The sequence below is a fragment of the Pantoea trifolii genome (genome assembly GCF_024506435.1).
GTDB lineage: Bacteria > Pseudomonadota > Gammaproteobacteria > Enterobacterales > Enterobacteriaceae > Pantoea > Pantoea trifolii.
In genome coordinates this window covers 570,535-585,012 of record NZ_JANIET010000002.1, presented here as the reverse complement: position 1 = coordinate 585,012, position 14,478 = coordinate 570,535, and the positions used below count along the sequence as shown (strand labels likewise).

Here is a 14,478-nt window from a genome sequence, read left to right as displayed (position 1 = left end):
TGAGGAGCAAACAGATGACTAAACGTTTCCCGGACGGATTTTTATGGGGCGGCGCCGTGGCCGCCAACCAGGTTGAAGGCGCGTATCAGGAAGGCGGCAAAGGTTTATCGACCTCCGACCTGCAACCCAAAGGCATTTTCGGTGCGCGCGTCGAGCGCAGCGGTGATGATTTTGGCATCAAAGATACCGCCATCGATTTCTATAACCGCTTCCCGGAGGACATCAAACTGTTCGCCGAAATGGGCTTTACCGTGCTGCGTACCTCAATTGCCTGGACGCGCATCTTCCCGCAGGGTGATGAAGCGGAACCTAACGAAGCGGGATTAGCCTATTACGATCGCCTGTTCGATGAGATGGCCAAATACAACATCACGCCGCTGGTGACGCTGTCGCATTATGAAATGCCGTATGGCTTGATCAAAAAGTACGGCGGCTGGGGCAATCGCATCACCATCGATTGCTTTGAACGCTATGCGCGCGCGGTGTTCACCCGCTTCCAGCACAAGGTGAAACTGTGGCTGACTTTTAATGAAATCAACATGTCGCTGCACGCGCCGTTTACCGGCGTGGGTCTGGCGGAAGAGAGCGATCAGCAGGCGATCTATCAGGCGATTCATCATCAGCTGGTGGCGAGCGGTCGCGCGGTGAAAGCCTGCCACGAAATCGTTCAGGACGGCAAAATCGGCAACATGCTGCTCGGCGCGCTGCTCTATCCGCTGAGCTGCCGTCCGGCAGACGTGTTGGAAACCTTGCAGCAGAACCGCGAATGGCTCTTCTTTGGCGATGTGCAGGTGCGCGGCGCGTATCCGGCCTATATGAAACGCTTCTTTGCCGATCGCGGCATCAGCATCGCAATGACCGAAGAAGATAAGCGCGACCTGCAAAACACTGTCGATTACATCTCCTTCAGCTACTACATGACCGGTTGCGTCACCACCAATGAAGAAGAGAACCAGAAAGCGCGCGGCAACATTCTTTCGATGGTGCCGAACCCGCATCTGCCGAGCTCCGATTGGGGTTGGCAGATCGATCCTGAAGGGCTGCGCATTCTGCTTAACATCCTGTATGACCGCTATCAGAAGCCGCTGTTTATCGTGGAAAACGGGCTTGGCGCCAAAGATGTGGTGGAAGAGGATGGGCAAATTAACGACGATTACCGTATTCAATATCTCAACGATCATCTGGTGCAGGTGCGTGAAGCGATTGAAGATGGCGTGGAGGTATTGGGTTATACCTGCTGGGGACCGATCGATTTGGTCAGCGCATCAAAAGCCGAGTTCTCCAAACGTTACGGCTTTATCTACGTGGATCGCGATGATGCGGGCAACGGTACGCTGGCGCGTTCACGCAAGAAAAGCTTCTTCTGGTATCAGGACGTGATTCGCAGCCATGGCGAAGCGTTGAAGTAAGTGGGTTGATTGAAGGGTGCGCAATCATGCGCACCTGGTTTACGCCTCGTCCGCATCATCCTGTAACGCCAGCGTCTCTTTGCGTACCCGCTCAATGTGAATGGTGAGGAACATGCGCTCCTCGCTGGAGAGCTCATACAGATATTTCTGCTGAATATGCTTATCGATCTTCTCTGCACATTGATAGGCGAGCGGATATTTGTCGCGCACCACATCATGCAGCGATTCATCCTCGCTCCACACGCCGCGTTTGCCCAACATGCGCTGTGCAAAGAACTTCAGGTGGTTGACGAAGCGGTTGTAACTCAAGCTCTCGGTGCGGTAATCCAGCTGAAGGCGATACTTCACGATATGCAGGATCTCTTGCATAAATTGCGTGATGTGCGATACATCGGCGAAATCGCTGCCGAGCTGCGCATTCACCAGATGCAGGGCGATAAATCCGGCCTCATCTTCGGGTAACTCCACGCCAAGCCGTTTGTGAATCAGCGCCAGCGCTTCGATACCGAGGGAAAACTCTTTCGGATAGAGCGTTTTGATTTCCCACTTCAATACGTTACGAATCGGGATGCCTTGCTGGTGGCGCTCAATCGCAAAATGGCAGTGATCGCACAGCGCGATAGAGAGACTTTCATGCAGCGGCTGACCCAGCTGCTGACGCGCATTGGCAATGATCAGTTCGCTGGTGGTGATCACCTCAAGCGGAATATCCGACAGCAATTCGCTGAGCCGGCCTGTCAAGGTATCACTTTGCAGCGCAAACACTTTTTCGATCTGCTGCGCATCCAGTTCGTCGCCGACGCGCTTCTGAAACGCCAAACCACGTCCCATCACAACCTGTTCTTTGCCGTTGTCGCCCAGCACTACCGCGACATTGTTGTTGAGGATTTTCGCGATTTTCATTTTTATCTGCCCTGAAAATAAAAAACCTGACCCACCGGGAGGACGGCGTGTCAGGTTTTGCCTGCGCTGAACGCAGTAACAATCTCGCAAGATCATAATCGGCTGTGCTTATCCGACAAGCACAGCGACAGTTAAATGTGAAATGCATCATATTTCCAGTGCGATTAATCAACAGTGATCGGGCGCTAACGACGTGGCTTTTTATGTTTGTAAGGATAACGTAAGGAAATGATCAGATTTTTATAAAGTTTGCGTTAAGGCTGCCGATAGTACCGTAACGTTAAATTAACAGGAGTTGCGTTCATGACTGGGATTTCAACATTAGGCGTCGGTTCAGGACTGGGTTTAAGCACCATCCTCGACAAACTGACTGCGGCAGAAAAGCAATCGCTGGCACCGATTTCCAAACAACAATCGGCGGCGACCGCCAAGTTGTCCGCCTACGGTACGCTCAAAACCGCGATTCAGACTTTCCAGACGGCTAACAACAAATTAAACGATGCCGCCCTGTATACCTCGACGACCACAGCATCCAGTTCAACAGCGTTTAGCGCCGATTCCAACGGCAATGCGTTGGCGGGCAAATACACCATAAGCGTGCAGAAACTGGCGCAATCGCAAACGCTAACCAGCGATGCCAAAACCGATATCAAAGCGGCGATTGGTAGCGATGCTGATTCCCGAACCCTGAAATTTGTCACCGCCGAAGGTAAAGAGAAGAGCATCACGCTGACCAAAGATCAGACCTCGCTTTCTGCCATTCGTGACACCATCAACAAGTCCGACGTTGGCGTCACCGCTAGCCTGATTAAGGTCTCGGCCACTGAATACCGCTTGTCACTGACTTCCTCTGCATCTGGCACCGGCAATGCAGTGAAATCGCTGAGCGTGACCGGCGATGATACCTTGCACGACTTTATCGGCTTTGATGCGACGAATGCTGTCAGCAGCGGCATGACGCAGAGCGTCGAGGCGCAGAACGCCAAGCTGACTGTTAATAATGTGGCGATTGAGAGCAGCAGCAACGTGATCACCGACGCGGTGGAAGGCATCACGCTGAAGCTTAACGATGAAACCAGCGGTAATCAGACGCTGACGGTGAGCAGCGATACCAACAAGGCGAAAACCGCCATTACTGATTGGGTAAATGCCTATAACTCGCTGCAGGATACGATGGCGAGTTTGACCAAATACACGCCGGTGGATGCGGGTAAAGATCCGGACGGGAAGAATGGGGCGCTGATTGGCGACGGCACGCTGCGCAACATTCAGGTGCAGATGAAGAGCATTCTGGCGAACACTTCCGGTTCCAGCGTTTACAAAACGTTATCGCAGGCGGGCATTACCACTGATCCCACCAATGGGCAACTTAAGTTGGATGCGACCAAACTGACCACCAGTTTGCAGGTGAAGCCAGAAGCGATTCGCGACATGTTTGTTGGCGATAGCAAGAAAACCGGCGTTTCGACCGTACTGAACAACACTTTCACCACGTTCCTCAGCAGCAAAGGCGTATTGCAGGGCGCAACGGATACCATCAGCAAGAAGCTGAATACATTGACCGATCAGTACAATACCGCCAGTAAACGTATCGATGACACTATTGCGCGCTATAAAAAGCAGTTCACCAATCTGGATAAAATGGTTAGCGTGCTGAATAACACCAGCAACTATCTCACCGAGCAGTTCAGTAATAGCACTAAGACTAATAAGTAAGGAATGATCTGTCGCCATCGTAGGGTCGCCATTTATGGCGACCTCTATTTCAAACAAAAACCTTACTTTTTCTTATTCAACATCGACTTCAAATCGGCAAAAGGATTATAGGTGGCTTCACCCACATCTTTTTGCGCATCTTCTCCTGCCACAACCGTTGTACCGTACTGATCCGCTTCGGTGTATTTCGAATGTTCATGGTCGTGACAATACAGGCACAACAACTCCCAGTTACTGCCATCTTCCGGATTATTGGTGTGATCGTGATCGATGTGATGAACGGTTAATTCGCGCAGATTGGAATAGACAAATTCGCGCGAGCAGCGGCCGCATACCCACGGATAGATTTTTAATGCTTTTTCACGATAGCCGCTTTCCAGCCGCGTGTAGTTTTTAGGGATCAGAGCCATTGCCGACGTTGCCTGTGAGAAAGAGATAAAGTGCCATGTTATCCGCACAGCCCTTGCCTGCCAATGATGTTTATCATCCCTGAGCATCCCTTCTAAAAAACCGCCTACACTTGCTTGTATCTACGCGGAAATAAAAGTCCGCCCGCCCCGATCGATGGAAATTCGCTAATAAAATGATGCCCGTAAATGATCCTCCGTCGGCAAGCCGGATGCAGCGTATCGCGTTGACCATGATGATGGGAATGCTCGCGACGATTCCTGTCTGGACCCACAAAATTTATTATCGGGATGACCTTTACCGGATCCTGGATGGGGATAGATCGACATGGCTGAGCAATGGAAGACCGGGCACCTGGTTATTACAGGCTTTGATCTCTTTTGGTAATACGCTCAGCGATGTTTCTCCGCTTAATTTACTGCTCGGATTGCTGGCGCTGAGTGTTGCGGCTGTGCTCTTCACTGAAAAGCTTAAAATTCCTCTGATTGGCTGCTGGTCATTTGTACCGCCAATTTTTATCGTGCTTAATCCCTTTCTGGCGCAGGGAATGCTGTATACCTTTGACAGTTTCACCATTCTTTTGTCATTCGCTGGCGCCATGCTGGCAAGCCTGGTGAACCGATCCAAGCCGTTTCAGGCGGTTATGTACACGGCGCTAATATTACTGCTGATTCAGACGCTCTATCAGCCAGGACTTAATGTCTATATTGCTTGCGTAGCGTTACTGGTTATTTCTCGGTTAAATAATGATCAATCAACATGGGCGTGGCTGGCTGGGAAAATAGTGGCGCTGGGCATTGCCATTGTGGTCTATAAACTGGCGATGAATTATCTGCTGCCGGTAAAGATCGACTGGTACAGCATGAAACACAGCAAGCTATTATTACCCAATTCAGAGTCTTTGCCAGTCATCATCGAGACGATTAAAACCTTCAGTCGCCTCTTTATTAGCGCTTATCCGCGCGGCATGATGATATTTTTATTGCTGCCTTTGTTGATGCTGCTTTCAGGCCTTATTGTGATGGCACTCAATTTAAAACAGCAGCGTAAATTCACGATAAGCGCAGCCATCTTGATGCTAAGTGCGGGATTAATTGTCATTATGGCGATTCCCGGTCTTTCTTTGGCATTAGCCACTCCCTTATTTGCACCACGCATGTTGGGCGCCAGCAGCATTACCTGCCTGTTCTGTTTCTACGTATCCGTGCACGCTTTACCTGCTATAAGAAACTGGCTGGCAGGATTCAGTGTTATCTTGCTGTTTTATCATCTGGTGGTGATGTTAATAAGTTTCAACACGGTGGTGAACGACCAACGTTACCAAATGGATGTAATGAATCAGATTAAAATCACGCTGTCGATTCCTGGCGCACAATCGATTGATTCCCTCGCTTTTGTTGGTCAGCTGAATGATGCTCCGGAAGTACAAACCAATATTCGTAACTACCCCATCATCGATCATATTCGGATGAAAATGCTGGGTGAGTCTGAGGGGTGGATTTGGCTGGCTTTGATTAAAAACGCTGGCTTGAGGTTGAAAGCGTTGAAAGCAACGGAAGAGATGAGAGTGATTAAACCACGCCAGTATCTTTCGCAAGGACCGGATTTTGACGCTTTTCAGGAGGGGCAAACGATGGTAATTGATTTCAGAAAGTCGGGCGGGCAGGTTAATCACTGATTCAGCTGCTCGGTCCGGGAATGATTGTCATATCCCGGACCGAGTTTTATATATGGTGCTATTTGGCGGCGTTATTTATTCATCAGCTCTTTACGTACGATCTCCGCACCGGCGCTTAACGCATCCAGTTTGCCTCTTGCCACGCCGCGCGGCAAAGGAATCATGCCGCAGTTGGTGCAAGGATAAAGCTTATCGGCGTCGACAAACTGCAGCGCTTTACGCAGCGTCGCGGCAACTTCTTCAGGCGTTTCAATGGTATTGCTTGCCACGTCGATGGCGCCAACCATCACTTTTTTGCCGCGAATCAGTTCCATCAATTCCATCGGCACATGTGAGTTTTGACATTCCAGTGAGATGATATCGATATTCGACTTTTGCAGCTTAGGGAAGATCTCTTCGTATTGACGCCACTCGGTGCCCAGCGTCTTTTTCCAGTCGGTATTGGCTTTGATGCCATAACCGTAGCAAATATGCACCGCGGTTTCACATTTCAGACCTTCGATGGCTCTTTCCAGGGTAGCGATACCCCAGTCATTCACTTCGTCAAAGAAGACGTTAAATGCAGGCTCATCAAACTGAATAATATCGACGCCCACCGCTTCTAACTCTTTGGCTTCTTCATTGAGAATTTTAGCGAATTCCCATGCCAGTTTTTCACGGCTTTTATAGTGGTTATCATAAAGCGTGTCGATCATGGTCATTGGACCCGGCAGCGCCCATTTAATGGGACGATCAGTTTGCTGACGCAAAAACTTAGCATCTTCAACAAACACGGATTTTTGACGGCTTACCGGGCCAACCACGGTCGGAACACTGGCATCATAACGATCGCGGATTTTTACGATCTCGCGCTTCTCAAAATCCACGCCGTTAAGGTGTTCAATAAAGGTGGTAACAAAGTGCTGACGCGTTTGCTCGCCATCACTGACGATATCAATGCCTGCTTGCTGTTGATCTTCCAGACACAAACGCAGCGCATCTTGCTTACCGTCGGTTAATTCCTGATCTTGTAATTTCCACGGCGACCACAATGTTTCGGGCTGAGCCAACCATGATGGTTTCGGCAAACTACCAGCAGTGGAAGTCGGTAATAATTTTTTCATAGCAGGTGACCTTCTATTTTTATGGGTGATCAAAGAACGGGAGTAGCAAACCATTGCTCAAGAATAGTTTGGTAAGGCTTAATAAAGCGCTCTTCCGTGAACTTCCCTTGTTCAACTGCCAAATGGCTACGTTCTTCTCGATCATAAACAATTCGCGTTAAAGAATAATCCTGATGATTTAAGCTTGGCTGATATTGATTACCGGCGGCCGAATTAGCATTGTAAATCTCAGGGCGGTAAATCTTCTGGAACGTCTCCATGGTGCTGATAGTACCGATCAGCTCAAGATTGGTGTAATCACGGAGTAAATCACCATGGAAATAGAAAGCCAATGGCGCAGCACTGTTTGCCGGCATGAAATAGCGCGCCCGCAGACCCATTTTTCCGAAATATTCATCCGTCAGTGAGAGTTCATCCTGCTGATATTCAATGCCCAATACCGGATGTACATTGCCGGTGCGGTAATAGGTATTTTTACTTGAAACGCTCAGGCAGATAACCGGTGCTTTATTGAAGTTAGCTTTGTAGGCATCTGAGTTAACGAAATTCTTGAAAATATTGCCATGCAGATCGCCAAAGTTATCAGGTGTACGGAATTCAGTGTGGCTCTTGTTATGCTCTGACAACACGACGCTGAAGTCATAATCACGTACGTAGGAAGAGAAGTTATTGCCCACAATCCCTTCGATGCGCTCATTGGTTTTTTTATCAACGATATTCGTTTTCAAAATTTCAATGACTGGGAAGGTATTGCCATTGCCTTCAGCACCTAGATTCAGCTCAGCCGTAATAATCTCCAGCTCAACCGCATAACGATCGCTTTTTGGGTTGTCCCAATGCGCCAGAGAATTAAAGCGGTTATCAATCATCACCAGCGCGTTGCGCAGATTCTCCTGACGCTTCTCACCGCGCGCCAGATTCGCAAAGTTGGTGGTGATGCGTGTATTGCTCGAAGGATTGTAATTTTCGTCGAAACGAAGGCTCTTAACCGTAAAAGTAAAGGCGTTGTTCATTTTAGTCTGCTGTCCTGATTATTAATATAAAGCCTTGCTGTGGCTGGATTTTTACGCTTTCCCCTTGTTCTTTTCGGGTACTCTCAATCAGCAGGCTTCATATTATTTTAAGTTATTAACGATGGTACTTTTATGCCTGAGTCGCTGGTTGAAAAAAAGTGATTTAATTTCATCGATCATGAAGGAATTTCATGATGAGAGGAATGATGAAGATCGTGCGCACAGCAGTCAGCCCGTGCGGTGTGGCACAGACTTCATCATTGCAGGTATACTCTCCCCAAATTTTTTAACGGGTCAGACACGAAAATGGCAAAACTCACCTTACAAGAGCAAATGCTGAAAGCAGGCTTAGTCAGCAGCAAAAAAATGGACAAGGTCCAACGAACCGCTAAAAAATCACGCGTTCAGGCTCGTGAGGCCAGAGAGGCGGTGGAAGAGAACAAAAAAGCGCAGCTGGAGCGCGATAAGCAGCTGAGTGAGCAGCAAAAACAGGCGACTTTAGCTAAAGAGTATAAAGCGCAGGTTAAGCAGTTGATCGAAATGAATAAAATCGATATTTCGAAAGGCAATATTGGTTTTAATTTCACCGACAATAATCTGATCAAAAAAATCGACGTGGATAAGCTGACCCAGACCCAACTGATTAATGGCCGCCTTGCCATCGCGCGACTGAGCGTGGATAGCAATGGTGAGAGTCAATACGCGATTATTCCTGCCAGCGTTGCGGATAAAATTGCCCAGCGAGATGCGAGCAGTGTCGTATTGAACAGTGCGCTGAGTCAGGAAGAGCAGGATGAAGACGATCCGTACGCTGATTTCAAAGTGCCAGATGATTTGATGTGGTAAGCAAAACGCCGGTTACGCTGTCAGAAAGGGCATATATTCCGGATGTTTATTGGCTCACCGCTTACCGGATGAATAAAATTCAACTCGCTGGCGTGTAACATCAAACGCGGCGTTTGTTCGCTTCCTGGCAGCAAGCGCCCGCCATACAGATCGCAACCCAAAATCGGATGGCCCAACTGCTGGCAGTGAATGCGCAGTTGATGCGTGCGTCCCGTTTCAGGTGTGAGTTCTACCCGCGTTAATGGCAGCATCCCGTCATGCGTACGCTCAATGACACGATAGCGTGAACGAGCAGGTTTGCCATTGACTGCGCAAATCGTCATCAGTGGAAACAGCGCCGCATCTTTAGCAATTGGCGCGTCGATCACACCTTCATTCTCAGCCAGATGCCCACACAACAGCGCGTGATAAATCTTGGTTACGCTGCGCTGGCTGAACTGCTGGCACAATGCGGCATTCATCGCCTTGTTGCGGGCAATCACCATTAACCCCGAAGTACCGAAATCCAGCCGATGCACCAGCGTGCAGCCGGGGAACAGCTTTACTAATCGATGATGCACCGAATCGAGATTGAGCGGATTTTTCCCCGACAGGCTGAGCAGGCCAGCAGGTTTATTGATCAGCAGCAGATGCTCATCCTGATAGAGAATCTCAATTTCGTCATCGCAAGGCGGGGCAATAAAGTGATCGATAATGGTAGACATCAAAACGCCCGGATTGTGAATGGAGGCGGATAATAACGAATTTTCAACTAGCTGGCGAATCTGGTGGATAAGCACTCGCCTGGCCAAAAATTATCGTCCAGACTTACAGCAAAGACGTGGTCTGCGCAGGCAATGTGCTTTACACTGCGCGCTGAAAAAACTGAGTAGATAACGATTAGGTAGGCGGCAATGGCGATGAACGGAACGATCACAACCTGGTTTCAGGATAAAGGTTTTGGATTTATCAAAGATGAAAATGGCGATAACCGCTATTTCCATGTGATTAAGGTCGCTAACCCTGAGCTGATCAAGAAAGATGCCGCGGTGACATTCGAGCCGACAACCAATAACAAGGGTTTGTCAGCCTATGCGGTGAAAGTCTTACCCGAAAGCAAATATATCTATATTGCCGGTGAGCGCCTTAAGCTTACGTCGATCAAGTCTTACGTGGTTTACAGCGAAGAAGTGCCGGTTGAGACGCGTATCGATAAAGAGAATACCGTGCTGTCAGTGGGTATTTTGATGAATAGCATCAAGCCGAAAACAGATATTAAGCCGGATGAAGTGCGCTCACTGAAAAAACTGGCGATTACCACTTTTCAGGGCACAACCTTGATTTTCACGGCAGATGAAATCGATATTGATGCCACGGTGAAAATGCTGAAGGTGTAATGCCAGTTAGTTAAGAGGTCGCCATGAATGGCGACCCTACGTTTTTGTAGGGTGCGCAATCATGCGCACCGGCTAAAACATCTTAAAAACTCTGCCAATCCGCATCATTCACCACCGCAACGCGCGAGGGTTTAACGAATGAAGCAGTACGCATCACAGCCTGCTTTTGATGAACCTCGCCCACACCCGCAACATGGAATTTACCCACCAGCTGATTCAGATTCCCGGCCTGCTCCTGCAGCGACCGCGAAGCGGCAGAAGCTTCTTCCACCAGCGCGGCGTTCTGCTGCGTGACATCGTCCATCTGATTCACCGCTTGCTGCACCTGTACAATGCCCTGGCTCTGCTCAACGGCGGCAGCGGCAATCTCTTCCATCAGCTGGCTCACCTGATGAATGGCATCATTCATTACGCTCATATTGCGGCCCACGTCGCTGGCCTGCGCGGCACCGGCTTCGGTCAAACGATGAGACTCTTCAATCAGCGTCTTAATTTCACGCGCGGCGGTGGTGGAACGCTGCGATAAGCTGCGAACTTCACCGGCGACCACGGCGAATCCTTTGCCATGCTCACCGGCACGTGCGGCTTCAACAGCCGCATTGAGCGCCAGGATATTGGTCTGGAAAGCAATGCCTTCAATGATCGAGACGATTTCGGTCACTTTGCGCGAGCTACCACGAATGTTATCCATGGTTGAAAGCATAGTGGTCAGTGATGTGCTGCTCTTCTCCGACAAGCCGCTGGCGTTAGCAGCAAGCTGACTCGCCTGGCGGGTGTTATCGGCAGTCTGGCGTACGGTTTCGCTCAGTTCGGTCATGCTGGCAGCAGTTTGTTCCAATGATGCCGCCTGCTGTTCGGTGCGTGACGAAAGATCTTCGTTGCCCGCGGTGATCTGTACCGATGCGCTGCTCACCGATTGTGACGCCTGCCGTACGGACGAAAGGGCAACTGATACGCGATCCATCAAGACGTTAAACGAGTGCGCCATATTGCCCACTTCATCACGACGACTTTCATCCGCCTTCAAGGTTAAATCGAGGTTCTCGCTGGCGGTCATCATCACTTTACCCGCCGCAGACAAGCTGCGACGAATACGCAGTACAGTGAACAGCGACAGCACACCAAAAATCAGTACAGTGGCGATAACGCCAGCAATGGTGGTCCAGAGCACCGAATGGAAGGTACTTCGGTTGGTGGCGCGCAGTTCATCACCGATGGCGATATTCAGTTGCAGCTGTTTTTGATAATCACTGATCAGCTGTCGGATGGCGGCACCGATGCCGGTTTGTCCGTTGATCAGATCCATACTGATGTCATTCTGATGGGCGCGTGATGCCGCTAAAAAGGGCGGAAGCGCGGCAATGACATGCTCAATATTGGCGTAAGCAACTTCCGTTAAACGCTTATCTTCATCATTGGAGATATCGTTTGCCATGTAGTAATCGGTTTGTGATTTCAAATCCGCCAGCTGTATTTGGATCTCATTCTCAATCACCGGCATTTTACTGTCGTCGGTCTGGCTTTTGTGTTTGTACAGCGTCAGCGCCAGTTGGTTACTGCCATCAATCAATTTGCCAAGATCCTTGATGGAGGGAATGGCATTGGCCTGTACATATTCAAAACGATCCTGAAAACCTGAAAGCAGAGAAATGGCGAGGACAGCTTGTAGGATGATGGCACCAAACAGGATGGAGAATGTGGCAAACAGACGTTGGGAGATGTTCATTTCATTATCCTTAATCTTAAAGCATCCCGGCTTTGGCAGCTCAGGGAAGAGGGCAAGTTAATAACCATCGGCAGATTAAGGAATTTAGTTAATTTAATTTATCCGGTGCGCATGAATGCGCACCCTACGAAAACCTCGCCAAACAGCTGTAGGGTCGCCATTCATGGCGACCGTTTAACGTTTACCCGATGTGCATTACGCCATCAATGACAACCCGGCTATGGCCTGCGGAACAGCGCCAGGCTGCGGCCTTCCAGCTCGAAATCCTTTTCTTTAGTAATCACCAAACCCTTCTCAACGCTGTCCGACGTCGAAAGCTCCAGTACCCAGCCGCCTTCACCAAACTGGGGAATACGGAACGGCACGTTGCCTTCGTACGGATTAAACAGCATCAACACGTCATGCCAAATCCCTTCCTCCGTCTCTAAATCCGGGCGACCGAGATACACCCCGAGCGTGGTGCCATCATCCCATTGATCGGCCTGCTGGAAACCGCCACCGGCGTTAAACCATTTGATTTCCATCCCATCGCGCCAGCTTTCACGCCGCAGCAGCGGCTGTTTGGCTCTTAACGCCAAAATATGCCGTGTAAAGTCGCGCAGCGCATCAGCGGAAGGCGGCAGGTTTTCCCAGTGCAGCCAGGAAATCTCGCTGTCCTGACAATAGCCGTTGTTGTTGCCAAGCTGACTGCGACCAAACTCATCGCCCGCCAGCAGCATCGGCGTGCCGTGCGAGAACAGCAGCGTGGCGAGGAAATTGCGTTTCTGCCGCTCGCGCACCGCATTGATGCCTTCATCGTCCGTCGGGCCTTCCGCGCCGTAGTTGTACGAACGGTTCTCGTTGTGGCCGTCGTTGTTATCTTCGCCGTTGGCTTCGTTGTGTTTCTCGTTATACGACACTAAATCGTTCAGCGTGAAGCCATCATGCGCGGTAAGGAAGTTGATGCTGGACCACGGACGGCGACCGCGCTGATCGTAGAGATCGCCGGAACCGAGCAGGCGCGCGGCGAAATCATTTGTGACCATGTCACCTTTCCAATATTCACGCACCGTATCGCGATACTTGTCGTTCCACTCCGCCCAGCCTGGCGGGAAACCACCAACCTGATAGCCGCCTGGCCCGATATCCCATGGCTCGCCAATCAACTTCAGTTTGGACAACACCGGATCCTGCATGATGGCGTCAAAGAAGCCACTACGTTCGTCAAAGCCTTCCGGTTCACGACCCAGCACGGTGCCGAGATCGAAGCGGAAGCCGTCGACGTGCATCGATTCGGCCCAATAACGCAGCGAATCCAGAATCATCTGCAACACGCGCGGATGCGAGGTATTCACCGTGTTGCCGGTACCGGTATCGTTGATGTAGTAGCGATGCTGATCCGGCAGCGTGCGGTAATAGGAGTAGTTATCGATGCCTTTAAACGACAAGGTTGGACCGAGTTCATTACCCTCGGCAGTGTGGTTATAGACCACATCAAGAATCACTTCGATGCCGGCATCGTGGAAGGCACGCACCATATCGCGGAAGCCCTGAATGCCGCGCGGACCAAAGTAGCGCGTGGCCGGCGCGAAGAACGCCAGCGTGTTGTAGCCCCAGAAGTTTTTCAGACCGCGATCCAGCAGATGCTGATCGTCCGGGAAACCGTGCACTGGCAGCAGTTCCACGGTAGTCACGCCGAGGCTTTTGATGTAATCGATCGAGGCCTGATTGCTCATCCCATCGTAAGTGCCGCGCATTTCTTCAGGCACCGCTGGATTAAGCTGGCTGAAGCCTTTTACATGGGCTTCATAAATCACCGTTTTCGACCATGGAATATTGGGGCGATTGGCATCCTGCCAATCGAATTCGTTGGGATCGATGACGACGCATTTCGGCGTAAATGGCGCGCTGTCGCGGGTATCAAAACTGAGGTCTTTGTCTTCATGCAGCAGGTCGTAAGCAAAGTGCGACTCGTCCCACTGCAATTCGCCCGCCAGTTCGCGCGCGTAAGGGTCGAGCAACAATTTATTGGGGTTAAAGCGATGGCCATTTTCCGGCTCGTACGGGCCATGCACGCGATAGCCATAAAGCGCGCCGGGCTGCAAACCGGGAATATAGCCGTGCCACACTTCATGGGTATATTCCGGCAAATCGAAGCGGGCGATTTCGTTTTCGCCGCTTTCATCGTACAAACACAGCTCAACTCGCTCAGCGCAGGCTGAAAACAGGGCAAAGTTCACGCCTTGGCCATCATAGTTAGCGCCAAGCACTTGTCCCGAACCTGCTGTAATTTCCAGATGCTTACTTGTCATCAATAATTC

12 protein-coding genes are annotated in these 14,478 nt (G+C 50.3%); 5 read left to right on the top strand and 7 right to left on the bottom strand.

Annotated features, from left to right (window positions below; translation table 11 throughout):
- The first annotated feature begins 14 nt into the window (after positions 1–14).
- Positions 15–1,409 (top strand): glycoside hydrolase family 1 protein, encoded by a 1,395-nt coding sequence (locus NQH49_RS22125; protein WP_256698872.1) that lies wholly within the window; start codon positions 15–17, stop codon positions 1,407–1,409.
- A 39-nt stretch (positions 1,410–1,448) separates the two neighbouring features.
- Here the strand turns inward: NQH49_RS22125 and licT are convergent, their stop codons facing one another.
- Complete coding sequence (gene licT / locus NQH49_RS22120) at positions 1,449–2,312, bottom strand: BglG family transcription antiterminator LicT (RefSeq protein WP_256698871.1); 864 nt, start codon at positions 2,310–2,312, stop codon at positions 1,449–1,451.
- A gap of 303 nt (positions 2,313–2,615) precedes the next feature.
- On the opposite strand from licT, the gene fliD reads away from it, so the two are divergent.
- Complete coding sequence (fliD, locus tag NQH49_RS22115) at positions 2,616–4,028, top strand: flagellar filament capping protein FliD (RefSeq protein WP_256698870.1); 1,413 nt, start codon at positions 2,616–2,618, stop codon at positions 4,026–4,028.
- Positions 4,029–4,090: 62 nt separating this feature from the next.
- Here fliD and yajD read toward each other — a convergent pair whose 3' ends face one another.
- On the bottom strand, positions 4,091–4,438 hold the full coding sequence (gene yajD, locus NQH49_RS22110) for an HNH nuclease YajD (RefSeq protein WP_034460453.1): 348 nt from the start codon (positions 4,436–4,438) through the stop codon (positions 4,091–4,093).
- Positions 4,439–4,647: 209 nt separating this feature from the next.
- On the opposite strand from yajD, the gene NQH49_RS22105 reads away from it, so the two are divergent.
- Positions 4,648–6,114, top strand: coding sequence for a glucosyltransferase domain-containing protein (locus tag NQH49_RS22105; protein WP_256698869.1), 1,467 nt, complete (start codon positions 4,648–4,650; stop codon positions 6,112–6,114).
- A gap of 71 nt (positions 6,115–6,185) precedes the next feature.
- Here the strand turns inward: NQH49_RS22105 and NQH49_RS22100 are convergent, their stop codons facing one another.
- The gene (locus NQH49_RS22100) at positions 6,186–7,217 is read right to left on the bottom strand and encodes a methionine synthase (RefSeq protein ID WP_256698868.1); all 1,032 of its coding nucleotides are present in this window, start codon (positions 7,215–7,217) and stop codon (positions 6,186–6,188) included.
- Between the two features lie 29 nt (positions 7,218–7,246).
- Positions 7,247–8,230, bottom strand: a complete 984-nt coding sequence (locus NQH49_RS22095) for a DUF1852 domain-containing protein (RefSeq protein ID WP_256698867.1) — start codon at positions 8,228–8,230, stop codon at positions 7,247–7,249.
- Positions 8,231–8,536: 306 nt separating this feature from the next.
- Between NQH49_RS22095 and NQH49_RS22090 the strand changes: the two genes are divergently transcribed.
- Entirely contained in the window at positions 8,537–9,076 is a 540-nt protein-coding gene (locus NQH49_RS22090; RefSeq protein ID WP_256699151.1) for a DUF2058 domain-containing protein, read from the top strand.
- 20 nt (positions 9,077–9,096) lie between these two features.
- Here the strand turns inward: NQH49_RS22090 and NQH49_RS22085 are convergent, their stop codons facing one another.
- Entirely contained in the window at positions 9,097–9,780 is a 684-nt protein-coding gene (locus NQH49_RS22085; RefSeq protein ID WP_256698866.1) for an RluA family pseudouridine synthase, read from the bottom strand.
- A gap of 189 nt (positions 9,781–9,969) precedes the next feature.
- Between NQH49_RS22085 and NQH49_RS22080 the strand changes: the two genes are divergently transcribed.
- A complete protein-coding gene (locus NQH49_RS22080) occupies positions 9,970–10,452 on the top strand; it encodes a cold-shock protein (RefSeq protein ID WP_256698865.1) in 483 nt (160 codons plus the stop codon).
- An 82-nt stretch (positions 10,453–10,534) separates the two neighbouring features.
- Here NQH49_RS22080 and NQH49_RS22075 read toward each other — a convergent pair whose 3' ends face one another.
- On the bottom strand, positions 10,535–12,178 hold the full coding sequence (locus tag NQH49_RS22075) for a methyl-accepting chemotaxis protein (RefSeq protein WP_256698863.1): 1,644 nt from the start codon (positions 12,176–12,178) through the stop codon (positions 10,535–10,537).
- A 218-nt stretch (positions 12,179–12,396) separates the two neighbouring features.
- The gene (gene glgX / locus NQH49_RS22070) at positions 12,397–14,469 is read right to left on the bottom strand and encodes a glycogen debranching protein GlgX (protein ID WP_256698862.1); all 2,073 of its coding nucleotides are present in this window, start codon (positions 14,467–14,469) and stop codon (positions 12,397–12,399) included.
- Positions 14,470–14,478 lie beyond the last annotated feature (9 nt).

Coding starts and splice junctions, on each gene's coding strand:
- NQH49_RS22125 (WP_256698872.1), top strand. CDS start 15: ATGACTAAACGTTTCCCGGACGGATTTTTATGGGGCGGCGCCGTGGCC.
- licT (WP_256698871.1), bottom strand. CDS start 2,312: ATGAAAATCGCGAAAATCCTCAACAACAATGTCGCGGTAGTGCTGGGC.
- fliD (WP_256698870.1), top strand. CDS start 2,616: ATGACTGGGATTTCAACATTAGGCGTCGGTTCAGGACTGGGTTTAAGC.
- yajD (WP_034460453.1), bottom strand. CDS start 4,438: ATGGCTCTGATCCCTAAAAACTACACGCGGCTGGAAAGCGGCTATCGT.
- NQH49_RS22105 (WP_256698869.1), top strand. CDS start 4,648: ATGCAGCGTATCGCGTTGACCATGATGATGGGAATGCTCGCGACGATT.
- NQH49_RS22100 (WP_256698868.1), bottom strand. CDS start 7,217: ATGAAAAAATTATTACCGACTTCCACTGCTGGTAGTTTGCCGAAACCA.
- NQH49_RS22095 (WP_256698867.1), bottom strand. CDS start 8,230: ATGAACAACGCCTTTACTTTTACGGTTAAGAGCCTTCGTTTCGACGAA.
- NQH49_RS22090 (WP_256699151.1), top strand. CDS start 8,537: ATGGCAAAACTCACCTTACAAGAGCAAATGCTGAAAGCAGGCTTAGTC.
- NQH49_RS22085 (WP_256698866.1), bottom strand. CDS start 9,780: ATGTCTACCATTATCGATCACTTTATTGCCCCGCCTTGCGATGACGAA.
- NQH49_RS22080 (WP_256698865.1), top strand. CDS start 9,970: ATGGCGATGAACGGAACGATCACAACCTGGTTTCAGGATAAAGGTTTT.
- NQH49_RS22075 (WP_256698863.1), bottom strand. CDS start 12,178: ATGAACATCTCCCAACGTCTGTTTGCCACATTCTCCATCCTGTTTGGT.
- glgX (WP_256698862.1), bottom strand. CDS start 14,469: ATGACAAGTAAGCATCTGGAAATTACAGCAGGTTCGGGACAAGTGCTT.